Source organism: Haloechinothrix aidingensis, assembly GCF_013450155.1.
GTDB classification, from domain to species: Bacteria; Actinomycetota; Actinomycetes; order Mycobacteriales; family Pseudonocardiaceae; genus Haloechinothrix; species Haloechinothrix aidingensis.
In genome coordinates this window covers 510,437-525,327 of the sequence record NZ_JACCKD010000003.1, presented here as the reverse complement: position 1 = coordinate 525,327, position 14,891 = coordinate 510,437, and the positions used below count along the sequence as shown (strand labels likewise).

At 69.5% G+C, this 14,891-nt stretch carries 15 protein-coding genes; 13 read left to right on the top strand and 2 right to left on the bottom strand.

Annotated elements, in window-relative coordinates; all coding sequences use genetic code 11:
• Window positions 1-39: 39 nt before the first annotated feature.
• Complete coding sequence (locus tag H0B56_RS10820; protein ID WP_180892836.1) at window positions 40-624, bottom strand: helix-turn-helix domain-containing protein; 585 nt, start codon at window positions 622-624, stop codon at window positions 40-42.
• 46 nt (window positions 625-670) lie between these two features.
• On the opposite strand from H0B56_RS10820, the gene H0B56_RS10815 reads away from it, so the two are divergent.
• The 13 genes from H0B56_RS10815 to H0B56_RS10755 all read left to right on the top strand — a co-directional run bounded on the left by H0B56_RS10815 (window position 671) and on the right by H0B56_RS10755 (window position 13,817).
• On the top strand, window positions 671-1,375 hold the full coding sequence (locus H0B56_RS10815) for an AzlC family ABC transporter permease (protein ID WP_180892835.1): 705 nt from the start codon (window positions 671-673) through the stop codon (window positions 1,373-1,375).
• Window positions 1,372-1,695, top strand: coding sequence for an AzlD domain-containing protein (locus H0B56_RS10810; RefSeq protein ID WP_180892834.1), 324 nt, complete (start codon window positions 1,372-1,374; stop codon window positions 1,693-1,695). The genes H0B56_RS10815 and H0B56_RS10810 overlap by 4 nt, the downstream gene beginning before the upstream one ends.
• Before the next feature lie 243 nt (window positions 1,696-1,938).
• On the top strand, window positions 1,939-2,553 hold the full coding sequence (gene pdxT / locus H0B56_RS10805; RefSeq protein ID WP_180892833.1) for a pyridoxal 5'-phosphate synthase glutaminase subunit PdxT: 615 nt from the start codon (window positions 1,939-1,941) through the stop codon (window positions 2,551-2,553).
• Window positions 2,554-2,724: 171 nt separating this feature from the next.
• A complete protein-coding gene (locus H0B56_RS10800) occupies window positions 2,725-3,474 on the top strand; it encodes a YebC/PmpR family DNA-binding transcriptional regulator (RefSeq protein WP_180892832.1) in 750 nt (249 codons plus the stop codon).
• A gap of 66 nt (window positions 3,475-3,540) precedes the next feature.
• Entirely contained in the window at window positions 3,541-4,077 is a 537-nt protein-coding gene (locus H0B56_RS10795) for a DUF4262 domain-containing protein (protein ID WP_180892831.1), read from the top strand.
• A gap of 124 nt (window positions 4,078-4,201) precedes the next feature.
• Complete coding sequence (gene ruvC / locus H0B56_RS10790) at window positions 4,202-4,795, top strand: crossover junction endodeoxyribonuclease RuvC (protein ID WP_180892830.1); 594 nt, start codon at window positions 4,202-4,204, stop codon at window positions 4,793-4,795.
• Complete coding sequence (ruvA, locus tag H0B56_RS10785; RefSeq protein ID WP_180892829.1) at window positions 4,792-5,418, top strand: Holliday junction branch migration protein RuvA; 627 nt, start codon at window positions 4,792-4,794, stop codon at window positions 5,416-5,418. The genes ruvC and ruvA overlap by 4 nt, the downstream gene beginning before the upstream one ends.
• Window positions 5,419-5,455: 37 nt before the next feature.
• Window positions 5,456-6,520, top strand: a complete 1,065-nt coding sequence (gene ruvB / locus H0B56_RS10780) for a Holliday junction branch migration DNA helicase RuvB (protein ID WP_180892828.1) — start codon at window positions 5,456-5,458, stop codon at window positions 6,518-6,520.
• A gap of 201 nt (window positions 6,521-6,721) precedes the next feature.
• Window positions 6,722-7,117 (top strand): preprotein translocase subunit YajC, encoded by a 396-nt coding sequence (yajC, locus tag H0B56_RS10775; RefSeq protein WP_180892827.1) that lies wholly within the window; start codon window positions 6,722-6,724, stop codon window positions 7,115-7,117.
• 325 nt (window positions 7,118-7,442) lie between these two features.
• Window positions 7,443-9,248, top strand: coding sequence for a protein translocase subunit SecD (secD, locus tag H0B56_RS10770; protein ID WP_180892826.1), 1,806 nt, complete (start codon window positions 7,443-7,445; stop codon window positions 9,246-9,248).
• Window positions 9,249-9,321: 73 nt separating this feature from the next.
• On the top strand, window positions 9,322-10,560 hold the full coding sequence (gene secF / locus H0B56_RS10765; RefSeq protein WP_219632666.1) for a protein translocase subunit SecF: 1,239 nt from the start codon (window positions 9,322-9,324) through the stop codon (window positions 10,558-10,560).
• A gap of 94 nt (window positions 10,561-10,654) precedes the next feature.
• On the top strand, window positions 10,655-12,964 hold the full coding sequence (locus H0B56_RS10760; RefSeq protein WP_180892824.1) for a RelA/SpoT family protein: 2,310 nt from the start codon (window positions 10,655-10,657) through the stop codon (window positions 12,962-12,964).
• Between the two features lie 73 nt (window positions 12,965-13,037).
• Window positions 13,038-13,817 carry an enoyl-CoA hydratase/isomerase family protein gene (locus H0B56_RS10755; RefSeq protein WP_180892823.1) on the top strand — a complete coding sequence of 260 codons (780 nt, stop codon included), beginning with the start codon at window positions 13,038-13,040 and terminating at the stop codon, window positions 13,815-13,817.
• Window positions 13,818-13,936: 119 nt separating this feature from the next.
• Here the strand turns inward: H0B56_RS10755 and H0B56_RS10750 are convergent, their stop codons facing one another.
• Complete coding sequence (locus H0B56_RS10750; protein WP_180892822.1) at window positions 13,937-14,785, bottom strand: peptidylprolyl isomerase; 849 nt, start codon at window positions 14,783-14,785, stop codon at window positions 13,937-13,939.
• Window positions 14,786-14,891: the final 106 nt, after the last annotated feature.

Here is a 14,891-nt window from a genome sequence, read left to right as displayed (position 1 = left end):
AGCCTGCCGCGCCGACGCGGTCACCGGCGTCGGCGCGGCTCAGGTGTGCTCCATGACGAGCACAGCCCAGCTTCCCGGGTCCAGCGCCTCGTAGACGTGCGATACGTCGCCGGGAAACGCCAGGTAGTCGCCGACCGCGAGGTCGACCGGGTCGCCCTCGGGGCCGGCGCGGAGGCGCCCCGCGGCCACCGTGAGGTGCTCGACCGTGCCCGGGATGTGCGGCTCGGCCACGCGTGGTGACCCGGGCTCCAGCGAGATGACGTAGATGTCCCTGCGTGCCGAGGGGGGACACGAGGACAGCAACGTGCCGACGAAGCTCGCCTGCTCGGAGGCGACCCCGGGGCCTTCACCCGAGCGGATCACGCGAACCCTGGGCTCGGGTGGTTCGACCAGCCGGGAGAACGGCACGTCGAGTGCGACACCGAGGGCCCACAGCGTTTCCACGCTCGGGTTACCCGACCCGGCTTCGAGCTGCGAGAGGGTGGACTTGGCGATGCTCGCGCGCTTGGCGAGCTCGCTGAGCGACAGTCCGGCTCGTTCCCGCTCCCGGCGGAGTGACACCGAGATGGTCTCCAGGGGCGTCTGCATGGATGGCACGACCTCGTGTTCGGCATACTGGATCATCTGTTCGCCTTGACGAACGATCCCTGCGTGTTCTACACAGGATACTATGCGTTCGGTATGGCGAACAGTTGGACGTGAGATCGGGGCGGATGCCGCTCTGGTCGCCGCGGCGGTCGGGGTCGTGGGGCTGGCCTTCGGGGCGATCGCGGTCGGCTCCGGCCAGCCACTGTGGCTACCGATCGCGCTGTCGGTGCTGGTGTTCGCCGGAGCGTCCCAGTTCGTGTTCATCGGCATCCTGGCGGCGGGAGGTGGTCCGCTCGGCGCGCTGGTCGCGGCGCTTGCCGTGAACAGCAGGCACCTACCTTTCGGGTTCGCCGTCTCCGACGCCCTCGGTTCCGGCTGGCGACGCTACGTCGGGGCACACCTGATGATCGACGAGACGGTGGCGTTCACGATCGCGCAGCAGGACCCCGGACGGCGGCGGGCGGTGTACTGGACGCTCGGGGTCGGGCTGTTCGTCACCTGGAACATCGGTGTGCTGGCCGGCTCGCTCGCGGGGACGGCCGCCGGGGACACGGCCGCGCTCGGGCTGGACGCGGCATTCCCCGCGATGCTGCTCGCGCTGGTCCGGCCGTCGCTGCGCGAGCGGCGCATGGCCATCGCTGCCGCGCTCGGCGCGTGCGTCGCGGTGGCCAGCACTCCGGTCCTGCCGTCCGGCATGCCTGTCCTGGCGGCATTACTGGTGCTGCTCGCGGTACCCGCGGGCACGCCACGGGCGGCCGTGCCGGGCGTGGCCGGGGAGTCGCGATGATGCCTGCCGGGAGCATGGCCGCCGCTGTGGTCGCGCTTGCCGCGGGGACGTACGCGTTGCGTTGTGCCGGTCCGGCCCTGCGGGACAGGGTGGAGCTGCCGCACTGGCTCACCCGGCGCATCACGATGGCCACGGTCGTGCTGCTCGCGGCCCTTGTCGCCACGCAGGCGCTCGTGGATGGCGAGGGGTTCGCCGGGTGGGCCCGCCCCGCGGGTGTGCTGGCCGGGGGTGTGCTCGCGTGGCTGAAAGCACCGTTCCTCGTCGTGGTGCTCGCAGGCGCAGCGGTCGCGGCGGCGTTACGGATGGTCGGCGTACCGTAGATGCCGGCGGTGTTCGGCCTGCCGAACAGCGTCGCGGGGCCCGTTACCGGGGCCCGTTACCGGGGCCCGTTACCGGGGCCCGCTCATGGGCCACGGTCCACGCGGCTCCGGCCCCACCGGCGGTGCTCCTGCCGGCGCGGAATAAGGTTGAGCAGCGCGATCGAGTACGGCAGGGCAGCTGGTGAGGGCGCTCCCGGCGCCGCACGCGCGTAGTGAGGAATCGTCCGGGCAGGTGGTGCAGTGGTGGCGGAGCCACATATCGGTGTGCTCGCGTTGCAGGGTGACGTGCGCGAGCACGTGGTCGCGCTCGAGGAATGCGGGGCGCGGGCATCGCCCGTCCGCCGCCCGGGCGAGCTGTCTACTGTGGACGGCATCGTGATTCCGGGCGGCGAGTCGACCACCATGTCCCGGCTGCTCGAGGCGTTCGACCTGCTGGAGCCGCTTCGCGGGCACCTCACGGAGGGGATGCCCGCGTACGGCTCGTGCGCCGGGATGATCCTGCTGGCAGGCAAGGTGCTGGACGGCAGGCCGGACCAGCATCAGCTCGGTGCGCTCGACATGATCGTGCGCCGCAACGCCTTCGGCAGGCAGGTCGACTCGTTCGAGGAGGACCTGGACGTGACCGGTGTCGGAGGGGGACCGATGCACGCGGTGTTCATCAGGGCCCCCTGGGTGGAGTCGGTCGAGCCCGCCGTGGAGGTCCTGGCGAGAGTGCCCGAGACCCCGGCCGCCGGGCGGGCGGCAGGTAGGATCGTAGCGGTGCGGCAGGGCTCCGTGCTGGCAACCGCGTTTCACCCGGAGCTAACGGGTGACCGGCGGATGCACGAGCTGTTCGTCGGCATGGTCGGTGCACGCTGAGATGCCGGGACGGTCGTTGACGAGTCCGGCGGGGACGCGGGCCGGCCGTCCGGCGACGAGCTCGCCGGGGCGGATGGTCGGGTACGGGCGTGATTTGTCACGCTCGCGGCAGGACCTGCCTTCCCCGGACACCACGCGCGCTGGCAAGCACCCGGAGCAATTGGAGGAACGATGAGCGGCCACTCCAAGTGGGCGACGACGAAGCACAAGAAGGCCGCGCTGGATGCCAAGCGGGGCAAGCTGTTCGCCAAGCTGATCAAGAACATCGAGGTCGCCGCGCGAACCGGTGGCGGCGATCCGGAGGCCAACCCCACGCTCTACGACGCCATCCAGAAGGCGAAGAAGAGCTCGATGCCCGCGGACAACATCGAGCGTGCCCGCAAGCGCGGCGCCGGGGACGAGGCCGGTGGCGCCGACTGGCAGACGGTGATGTACGAGGGCTACGCGCCGAACGGCGTCGGGGTCCTGATCGAGTGCCTGACCGACAACAAGAACCGTGCCGCGGGTGAGGTGCGCGCGACGCTCTCGCGCAACGGCGGTTCGCTCGCCGACGCCGGGTCGGTGTCGTACCTGTTCACCCGCAAGGGCGTGGTCATCCTGCCCAAGAACGGGTTGACCGAGGACGACGTGCTGATGGCCGTGCTCGACGCCGGTGCCGAGGAAGTCAACGATCTCGGGGAGAGCTTCGAGATCGTGTGCGAGCCGGGCGAGCTGATCGCCGTGCGGAGCGCGTTGCAGGAGGCCGGGTACGACTACGAGTCGGCCGAGCCGAGCTTCATTCCCTCCGTGAACGTGCCACTCGAGGCCGACGGCGCCAAGAAGGTGTTCAAGCTGATCGACGCGCTCGAAGACCTCGACGACGTACAGAACGTGTGGGCGAACTTCGACGTCAGCGACGACGTGATGGCTCAGGTTGGTTGACGCTTCGCAGGCGAGTTCGGCTGACACGGCACCGGACACTGGGCCGAGCGGGGTCAGTGCTGCAGAATGGCCGCTGTGTCGACGCGAACCCTGACCGATGACGATATTCAGCTCCGTGACAGCCTGCTCGCCGAGCTCGACAACCGTGGCAACGCCGTGGTGTCGGTGCCTCCGGAAGGCGCCGAGGCGGGATTCTGTTTCACCGCTGGGGCGTGGTGGAAACACCGCGTACCCGAGGCGGTAGTGATCGGCCTGCCCGCCGAGATGGGGCCGGTCCTGCTTGACGCCTACGTCGACCGCGCGGCCACCGGGGAGCGCTTCGTGCCCGGCACCGTGTGCGACGACTTCTTCGACGGTGTCCCGGTGGCCTTCGAGCGCGTCTCCGCCGAGCACTACCCGCAGTACTTCGGCAGCGCCTTCCTGCTCTACCCGGACGGGGCGTTCCCCGCGCTGCAGATCATCGTGGCCACCCCGGACGGGTACTGGCCGTGGAGTGCCGAGGCGCCCGCCGGGTTCGCGGAGTGGCAACCGCTGCTGACCCGCAGCGGCAAGCCGGAGAGCCGGAATCCGCACGCCGGGCCGCCGGCAGGCGGCGAGTCCTGAACGCGCCACGCCGGGCGAGAAGGTAATCTCCGGGGTCGAACGAGTGTTCGCGAAGTAGGTTGGCGCGCCGTCACGACCCGCACACGGGGTCCGCGCGGAGCGTGCAGAGTACCGAGGAGGTTGCGTGCGAGTGCTCGGCGTCGATCCCGGCCTCACGCGGTGCGGCCTCGGCATCGTCGACGGCGGTCAAGGACGGTCGGTCAGCAGCGTCGCGGTGTCCGTGGTGCGCACACCGGCGGGTACGGAGCTGTCCGAGCGCTTGCTTTCGGTGGCCGACGCCGTCGAGGAGTGGCTGGACACCTACCGGCCCGACGCGGTCGCCATCGAGCGTGTGTTCAGCCAGCACAACGTGCGTACCGCCATGGGCACCGCACAGGCGGGTGGGGTGATCGCGCTGGCTGCCGCACGGCGTGACCTGCCGGTGGCGTTCCACACCCCGAGCGAGGTCAAGGCCGCGGTGACGGGGTCGGGAAGTGCGGGTAAGGCGCAGGTCTCGGCCATGGTCACCCGCCTGCTCCAGCTCGAGGACACACCTCGCCCCGCGGACGCGGCGGACGCGCTCGCGCTGTCCATCTGCCACCTGTGGCGGGCGCCGATGCGTGCCCGGATCGCGGAGGCCGAGCAGCGTGCCGCGGAGCTGGCGACGAAGCACAAGGCGCGGCTCGCGGCGGCGCGGCGAGGCAACCAAGGCGTACAGCAAGGAAGGTCGCAGAAATGATCTCGTCGATACGCGGCACCGTGCTGTCCACCGCGCTGGACCACGCGGTGGTCGAGGTCGGTGGTGTCGGGCTGGCCGTGCAGGCCGCGCCATCGACCCTGGCGACCCTGCGGGTGAACGAGCAGGCCCACCTGCATACGACGTTGGTGGTGCGGGAGGACTCGCTGACCCTGTACGGGTTCGTCGATCTCGAGTCCCGCGAGTTGTTCACCCTGCTGCAGACGGTGTCCGGGATCGGTCCACGGTTGGCCCTGGCCGCCCTGGCCGTGCTCGAGCCGGAGGCGCTGCGCTCGGCGCTGTCGGAGGGCAATATCGGCCTGCTGACGAAGGTGCCGGGCATCGGCAAGAAAGGGGCGGAACGGCTCAGCCTCGAGCTGCGGGACAAGATCGCCACGGTGGCCACGGACGGCTCCGGTGCAGCCGGGACGGAAACGGCCGCGCAGTCCGAGCCCGTACGCGCGGAAGTCGTGGAGGCGCTGGTCTCGCTCGGGTTCACCGCGCGGCACGCCGAGCAGGCCGTCGACGGCGTGCTCGGGGACGGCGGGGACGGGGCCGACGGGCGCGCCCCGGACACCTCCACGGTGCTGCGGGCTGCCCTGTCGACGTTGGGGCGGCGGCTATGATCGTGCGCGCTGACGGCACAGGAGAGGGACTCTGATCATGCACGGTGACGGCACGGGGGATGCCGCGGAGGAACAGTCCCCCCTGTCGGCCTTGCCGGACAGCGGGGATCGCGACGTGGAGTCGACGCTGCGTCCTCGCAAGCTGGCCGAGTTCGTCGGTCAGCCCAAGGTTCGTGAGCAGCTCGAGCTGGTGCTGGAGAGCGCGCGCAGGCGCGGTGTCGCGCCCGACCACCTGTTGCTGTCCGGGCCTCCCGGGCTCGGCAAGACGAGCCTGGCGATGATCATCGCCGCGGAGCTCGACAGCGCGATCCGGGTCACCTCCGGGCCCGCGCTGGAACGGTCCGGCGACCTCGCGGCGATGCTGTCGAATCTGGTCCAGGGGGATGTGCTGTTCATCGACGAGATTCACCGCATCGCCCGGCCCGCGGAGGAGATGCTCTACCTCGCGATGGAGGACTTCCGCGTGGACGTCGTCGTCGGAAAGGGGCCGGGTGCCACGAGCATCCCGCTGGAGATCGCCCCGTTCACGCTCGTCGGGGCCACCACGCGTACCGGTGCGCTGACCGGGCCGCTGCGGGACCGCTTCGGGTTCACCGGCCAGATGGAGTTCTACGAGCCCGCGGAGCTGGAGGATGTGCTCCGGCGCTCGGCGAGCATCCTCGGGGTCAGCCTGGACGCGGAGGCAGGTGCGGAGATCGCGGGGAGGTCGCGCGGTACGCCGCGGATCGCGAACCGCCTGCTGCGCAGGGTGCGTGACTATGCAGAAGTACGCGCGGACGGGCACGTCACCCGGGAGATCGCGAGCGCGGCGCTGGCCGTCTACGACGTGGACGAGCTGGGTCTGGACCGGCTCGACCGAGCCGTGCTCACCGCGCTCGTCCGATCGTTCGGGGGCGGCCCGGTCGGTATCTCCACGTTGGCGGTCGCGGTCGGGGAGGAGGCGGCCACCGTCGAGGAGGTGTGCGAGCCGTACCTGGTCCGTGCCGGGATGCTGGCTCGCACACCGCGCGGCCGGGTGGCCACCGAGTTCGCGTGGCGGCACCTCGGGGACAGGCCACCGCAGAACCCGCGTGGCGACGGTGGGCAGACGCTGTTCGACTGAGCCCGCCGTGCGGTGCCCGGCGGGTACGGTGGAGCCGGACCCGGGCGGCGCGAGTTGACCCGTGTCCGGTTTGCGGCGCACTGTGGTCGAGTGGGCCGGTGCTGGTGCCTACCGGGTGGCCTGGCACACTCGCCATCTGGACGCGTACTGGACACTAGGACGTACGAGGGCCCGCACGTACGTCGATCTTAGGGAGACCGAATGGAAACGCTATTCCTGCCGATGCTGCTGCTGCTGCTCGCGCTGCCGCTGTTTCTCAGCGTGCGCCGGCAGAAGAAGCAGATGCAGGAACAACAGGAGCTGCAGAACAGTCTCGAGGTCGGCGACCGTGTGATGACCTCGACCGGCCTCTACGCCACTGTCGTCGACCTCAGCGATGACGAGACTCTCGAGCTCGAGATCGCTGACGGGCTGGTGACGACGTGGCTGCGCCAGGCGGTGACCAAGAAGATCGAGCCGGTCGACGAGGACGAGTTCGACGACGACATGGGGGACTCCGAGGACTCCGAGGACTCCGATGACGCGGACCTCGACGAGTCCTCCGGTACGGACTCCGCCGAGGTGGCTTCCTCAGCCGAGTCGGGCGGCAAGCAGTAACTCGCGTGTTGCTCGTGGTGGCGAGCGAGTGCCTCGCCACCGGACGTACATGTCGTCCAGCACCATCACCCACGCCCGGACGGTGGGCACGTACAGCCAGCTGACGGCGTCGAGGCGCGGTACGGCGTCGTGCCGGTCGCACGGCACCGCCGTGTCGGTGTCCTGTCCGCATGGGTCACCGACGGAAGTGAGTATGCTCCGGGAGGGGTATTACGCTACGTTCACGTAGCGCTGAGTACACTGCTGCCGCGTCGGCGTCGCCCTGCAGGGTGGACGCGGGCCAGCCCACCGTAGAACGCAATCCAGTTCGAGGAGACCGACTCCCGTGGCACCACCGGCCGGGACTATCCGCCCTGGACGCTATCTCGCGTTCTTCCTGCTCATCCTGGTCGCGCTGTACGGCCTGGTGTTCTTCACCGGCGATCGCGAGGCGCGCCCCACCCTGGGGATCGATCTCAGCGGCGGCACCACGGTCACCATGACGGCGCGCACGCCGGATGGTTCCGAGCCGGAGCACGAACAGCTGGAACAGGCGCGCGAGATCATCAACGAGCGTGTGGACGGCATGGGCGTCGCGGGCGCCGAGGTCGTCCGGAACGGCAACAACATCGTCATCACGGTGCCCGGTGAGGAAGGCGAGCAGGCCCGTACGCTGGGCCAGACGGCGCGCCTGGGGTTCCGCGAGGTGATCGCCCAGGTTCCCGTCGACTCGGAGGGCATGCAGCAGCCCGACGAGCAGGAAGAGGGCCAGTCGGAGTCCTCGGCGGAGGAGTCCGACGCCGACCCCACTGATGAGCCTGCCGGGGAGCCCACCGAGGAACCTGCCGGGGGCGGCGGCAGTACCTCCGGCGCTGCCGGTGGTGCCGCGACCGCAGGCGACACCGGTGCGCGGCAGCAGGCCGACGACTCCGACGAGATGCTCGACGAGGAGACGCGCAAGGAGATCGCCGAGGCCAAGGAGGTCCGGCAGAACCCGGCCATCGGCGAGGAGGGCCCAGAGGCGCAGCAGGCGATACAGGCCGCGCTGGAGTCGCTGGACTGCTCCCCGGGCGCGGAGGACCCGCTGCGCGGCAACGACGACCCCGAGTTGCCTCTCGTGGCGTGCAGCCAGGATCGGGAGCCCGCGGATCCCAACGACCCGGAGGCGATCCCGCCGAGCAAGTACGTGCTGGGTCCGGTGATCCTCGAGGGCGAGCACATCAGCGACGCCAACTCCGGGTTCCGCCAGGACGGGGCCGGCTACCAGGTGACGCTCGACTTCGACAGCGAAGGCACCTCCGAGTGGGCGCAGATCACCTCGGACTTCGCCAGCGCCCCCGGGCAGAAGCAGGTCGCCTTCGTGCTCGACACCCAGGTCGTCTCGGCTCCGTCGGTGAACGAGCCGATTCCCGGGGGCAGCACCCGCATCACCGGCGACTTCAGCCAGTCGGAGGCCCAGGACCTCGCGGACATCCTGCAGTACGGCGCCTTGCCGCTGTCGTTCGAGCAGTCCGACGCGCGGACGGTGTCGCCGACCCTGGGGCTGGCCTCGCTGAAGGCAGGGTTGCTCGCGGGCGCGCTGGGTTTCGCGCTGGTGATCGGCTACAGCGTGCTGTACTACCGGCTGCTCGGCGTCCTGCTGGTCGCCTCGCTGGGGTTGACCGCGGGCCTGATCTACCCGGTCATCGTGCTGCTGAGCAGGTGGATGGGCTACACCTTGGACCTCGCGGGCGTGGCTGGGCTGATCATCGCGGTCGGTGTCACCGCGGACTCGTTCGTGGTGTACTTCGAACGGCTCAAGGACGAGATACGTGGGGGCAGGACCGTCCGCTCCGCGGTACCGCGCGCCTGGGTACGAGCGCGAAGGACCATCCTGTCCGCCGACGCGGTGGTGTTCCTCGCGGCCGGGGTGCTGTACGTGCTGGCGGTGGGCCAGGTGAAGGGCTTCGCGTTCACCATCGGGCTGACCACGGTGCTCGACCTCGTCGTGGTGTTCATGGTGACCCACCCGCTGCTTGCGATCGCGGGCCATTGGAGGATCTTGAACAACAAGACCCTGTCCGGACTGGGCATGGTGCAGGACCTGGGCGCTGTGGCGCAGCGTCAGCGCAACGCGCGAGCGCGCGGAGTCGCACCGGCGGAGGGGACGTAACGTGACCGAGTCATCCACCACCGAGGACGAGGCGAAACCTGCCGGCGGCGCCCGGCGCAAGCGGCACGGCAAGATGGCCCAGATCTACCTGGGCACGGGCGGTTTCGAGTTCATAGAGACACGCAAGTACTGGTACATCATCGGCGCCGCCGTGATGCTGGCGTGCATCGTCACCATCGTGTTCCGGGGCTTCACACCCGGAATCGAGTTCGTCGGCGGCACGCAGATGCAGATGCCCGCCGCTGGCGCGGCAGGCGAGATCGACCCCGACGAGGCGGGCGATGTCGTCAGCGAGGCGATCGACGCCGAGCCGTCGTCCACCCAGCTGGTCGGCTCGGGGGATGCCGCGAGCGTCCAGATCCGGATGGATACCCTGACCGTCGCCGAGACCGACCGGGTGAAGTCGGCGCTGTTCGAGGAGTTCCAACCCCTCGGCGTCGACGGGTCGCCGAGCGAGGCGGCCATCAGTGACAGCGCGATCAGCGCGTCCTGGGGCGGGGAGATCACGCAGAAGGCAGTGATCGCGCTGGTCGTGTTCCTCGTGCTGGTCTCGGTGTTCATCGCGCTGTACTTCGAGAAATGGATGGCCGTCGCGGCCCTGGCGGCACTCGTCGTCGACCTGACGGTGACGGCCGGCGTGTACTCCATGATCGGTTTCGAGGTCACCCCGGCCACGGTCATCGGGCTGCTGACGATCCTCGGTTACTCGCTGTACGACACCGTGGTCGTCTTCGACAAGGTCAAGGAGAACACCCGTGGCCTGCTGAACCTGAGCAGGCAGACCTACGGCGAGGCGGCGAACCTCGCGAACAACCAGACGCTGATGCGGTCGATCAACACCTCCCTGACCTCGTTGCTTCCGGTGCTCGGGTTGCTGCTGATCGGGGCGGGCCTGCTCGGGGCGGGGACGCTGAAGGACCTCGCGCTCGTCCAGGCGATCGGGATCACGGTCGGCACCGCGTCGTCGATCTACATCGCCGTTCCGGTGCTGGTCGACCTGAAGATGCGCGATCAGGAGTACCGGGACCAAGCCGCCCGGGTGCATTCCCGGCGCGGTTTGGCGCGACGCGGCGCAGGCACGGCCTCCAAGGAGGACGAGGCGCCGGACACCGGTGACGACGAGGTACTCAGCAGCGAGGTGCGTAAGGAGAAGGCGTACGCGGCCGCGGCCAGCGTGCCGGCGCGCACCCCGAAACGTTCCAAGTCCGGCGCTTCGCCCAGCGCCAAACCCGCTGGCAAGAGCTCCGGTACACCGACGGGCAAGTCCTCGGGCAAGTCGTCCGGCCGCCCGTCGGGCAAGCGAGGGCGGTAGCCCGCGACATCGCTGACCCGCACCGACGCACACGGTCCGTACCCGGTGGCGTTACGCTGGACACAGCGAACGCCTGAGCAGGTAGGAGGTCCGGGTGAGCCACGACGTCGGTTCCTCGACTCCTGCGGAGGAGACGACCGACCGTAGGCCGCAAGAGGCCCCGTCGGCGACCCGACGTGTGCGCGCGCGGCTGGCCCGCCGGATCACCGGACAGCGGGCGGGCTCGGTCAAGCAGGTGCTGGAACCGCTTGTCTCGGTGCACAAGGAGCTGCACCCCAGCGCGGACCTCGCGCTGCTGCAGCGCGCCTACGACGTCGCCGAGGAGCTGCACCGGGACCAGCAACGCAAGTCCGGGGACCCGTACATCACCCACCCGCTCGCGGTGGCCACGATCCTGGCCGAGCTCGGGATGGACACGATCACCCTGGTCGCGGCCCTGCTGCACGACACGGTGGAAGACACCGGCTACTCGCTGGACAGGCTCAAGGAGGACTTCGGCGAGGAGGTCGGCCAGCTGGTCGACGGGGTCACCAAGCTGGACAAGGTCAAGCTCGGTACCGCGGTCGAGGCCGAGACGATCCGCAAGATGGTCATCGCGATGGCGCGCGACCCGCGCGTTCTGGTGATCAAACTGGCGGACCGGCTGCACAACATGCGCACGATGCGGTTCCTTCCACCGGAGAAGCAGGTCCGCAAGGCGCGCGAGACGCTGGAGGTGCTGGCTCCGCTCGCGCACCGGCTGGGCATGGCCACGATCAAGTGGGAGCTGGAGGATCTGGCGTTCGCGATCCTGCAGCCGAAGAAGTACGACGAGATCGTGCGGCTGGTGGCCGACCGCGCTCCGTCGCGGGACGTCTACCTGCGCTCGGTCGTCGACCAGCTCTCCGCGCAGCTGAACAACTCGCGGGTCCAGGCGACGGTGGAGGGCCGTCCCAAGCACTACTACTCGATCTATCAGAAGATGATCGTCAGGGGCCGTGACCTGGACGACATTCACGACCTCGTCGGGGTCCGGATCCTGGTGGACGAGCTGCGGGACTGCTACGCGGCCATGGGGGTGGTGCACGCGCTGTGGCAGCCGATGCCTGGGCGGTTCAAGGACTACATCGCGCAGCCGCGTTTCGGCGTGTACCAGTCGCTGCACACCACGGTGATCGGGCCGGACGGTAACCCGCTCGAGGTGCAGATCCGTACGCACGAGATGCACCGCACCGCCGAGTACGGCATCGCGGCGCACTGGCGGTACAAGGAGACGCGCGGTACGCACAGGGGCGACTCCGGCGTCGAGGACATGGCGTGGATGCGGCAGCTGCTGGACTGGCAGCGTGAGGCGGCCGACCCCGGTGAGTTCCTGGAATCGCTGCGCTACGACCTGGCGACCCGGGAGATCTTCGTGTTCACGCCCAAGGGCGACGTCATCACGTTGCCCGCGGGTGCCACCCCGGTGGACTTCGCCTACGCCGTGCACACCGAAGTGGGACACCGCTGTATCGGGGCACGGGTCAACGGCAGGCTGGTGGCGCTGGAACGCAAGCTCGACAACGGCGAGGTCGTGGAGATCTTCACCTCCAAGGCGGAGTCGGCAGGTCCGAGCAGGGACTGGCTGAACTTCGTCGGCTCGCCCAAGGCACGCGCGAAGATCCGGCAGTGGTTCGCCAAGGAACGCCGCGATGAGGCGATCGAGCAGGGCAAGGAAGCGATCACCAAGGAGATCCGCCGCGCGGGCCTTCCGATGCAGCGGCTGGTGTCCGCGGACTCGATGAGCGCGCTGGCAACGGAGCTGCGCTACGCGGACATCAGCGCGATGTACGCGGCCGTCGGCGAGGGCAAGACCAGCGCCAAGCACGTCGTGCAGCGCCTGGTCGCGTTCATCGGGGGCGTCGACGAGGCCGAGGAGGAGCTGGCGGAACGGTCCACCCCGTCGACGGTGGGCAGGCGGCGCGGCAGCAACGACGTCGGTGTGGTGGTCAAGGACGCGGGCGACGTGTGGACCAAGCTGGCCCGGTGCTGCACACCCGTCCCCGGGGACGAGATCCTCGGGTTCGTGACAAGGAGCGGTGGCGTGAGCGTGCACCGCACGGACTGCACCAACGCCGACGACCTGCGTGGCCAGCCGGAACGGCTCGTCGAGGTGGAGTGGGCCCCGTCGGAGTCGTCGGTGTTCCTGGTCGCGATCCAGGTGGAGGCGCTGGACCGGCACCGCTTGCTGTCCGACGTGGCGAAGGTACTCGCCGACGAGAAGGTGAACATCCTCTCGGCCTCGGTGACGACGTCGTACGACAGGGTGGCTGTCAGCCGTTTCTCCTTCGAGATGGGTGACCCGAAACACCTCGGGCACGTCCTGAAGGCGGTGCGGGGCATCGAGGGCGTCTACGACGTCTACCGGGTGACCTCGGCTTCCTGACGCGACGCGGCCGCCCGGGCACGGCCGGGGTCGGCACGGCCACGCCCGGAAGCCGCACCGTAGGCTACGGGCCATGATCGAAGGTTTCGAACTGGTGCGTGAGGGTGACCTGGCATGGCTGACGTTCACCCGGCCGGACAAGCACAACGCGATCACCCTGGAGATGTGGTCGGAGATCCCGCGGGTGGTCCGCCAGGTGGAGGACGACCCTGCCGTGAAGGTGCTGATGCTGACCGGCTCCGGCGCGAACTTCTCCGCGGGCGCCGACATCGGGGAGTTCCGTGAGCTGCGCTCCAGCGCCGAGGGAGCAGCACGCTACGACGACGCGGTACAGGAAGCCGTGCGGTCGCTTTCCGAGATGGTCAAGCCGAGCGTCGCTGTGATCAGGGGCAACTGCATCGGCGGTGGATGCCAGATCTCGGTGGCGTGTGACTTCCGGTTCGCCGCCGACAACGCCCGGTTCGGGATCACCCCGGCGAAGCTGGGCATCGTCTACGACTACCTGTCCACCCGGCAGCTCGTGGGGCTGGTCGGCCCGGCGCAGGCACGGTACTTCCTGCTGTCCGGGCAACTGGTCGACGCGACGCGGGCCAGGGAGATCGGCTTGGTCAACGACACCAGTGCGGACGAGGAGCTGGACGGCGACGCGCGTGCCTTCGCCGCGACGCTGGGCTCGCGTTCGCAGTTCGCGGTGCGCGGGATGAACCGCATCATCACCAAGATCACCGACGGTCAACCGGAAGCCGATGACGAGGTGGACCGAATCCGCTCGGAGGCGATCACCGGACCGGACTACGCCGAAGGCGTATCCGCCTTCCTCGAACGCCGGACCCCGCAGTTCCCGCACCGCTGATACACCGCGATCTCCGTTCCGACCCCACCCCGCGGTGGGGAGCCGAATGTCACGTCCGGCTCCTTAGAGGGAACCGAGGTCACCTTCGGCTCCCCACCAGCGGGCTCGGGTGAGCGGGCTCAGGTGTCGATGGTGACGTCGGTGAACCGGACTTCGGTGTTGGGCTCGCCGGTGCCGTCCGGTCCGGGCGAGGCGACGCCGTCGCGGGCCACCGAGTCCAGTACCTCGAGCCCGGAGTCGGAGACGGTGCCGAACACGGTGTACTCCGGCGGCAGCTCGGCCTCGCCGTAGACCATGAAGAACTGGCTGCCCCCGCTGTCGGGTTCGGCCGTGCGAGCCATGGCCAGCAGGCCGCGCCCGTAGCGCAGCTCGTCGAAGTTCTCGTCGGGGATGGTGTAGCCGGGGCCGCCGGTACCGTCGCCCTTCGGATCGCCGCACTGCAGCATCTGCAGCCCAGCGGTGCCCAGCCGGTGGCATGCGGTGTCGTCGTAGAAGTCCTGCTCGATGAGGTTGACGAGGCTGTTGACCGTGCACGGCGCCAGCGCGCGGTCCAGCGTCAGCGGGATATCGCCCGCGGTGCTCTCCAGGACGACGTCCACGGTCCCCTCGGCAGGTACCTCGTCGCCGTCCGGTGGGGTCACCGCGCTGTCCGAGGCGTCCCCACCGGTGTCGTACTCGCATGTCTGCGGGTCGGGCAGCGGGGTCGGCCGTTCGGGCGCGGCGACGCGCTCGGCCGGGATGTCCAGAGCGGCCTCGGAGGTCTCGCCGTCCTCCTGCTCGTCGGCGGCGGACTGGTTGCCGGATTGCTGGATGACGAAGAACAGCAGAAGCCCGGCGGCCACCACGACAGCCGTGACGGTGCCGGTGATCGCGAGGCGTTTGTTGCGCCGTTCCCGTTCGGACTGACGTAGCAGTGACCGTTCGAGTTTGCGCTTCGCTGCCGCGCGTCGTTGCTCGTTCGTCCCCACGGAGGCTCCTGATTTCGGGTGCCCGGCCCATCCGGGCCGGTGGATTCGGCCTGTTTCTGCCGGTGGATTCTATTGGCGCACCCTGTGAGGGGGCCGCTGAGGTCCC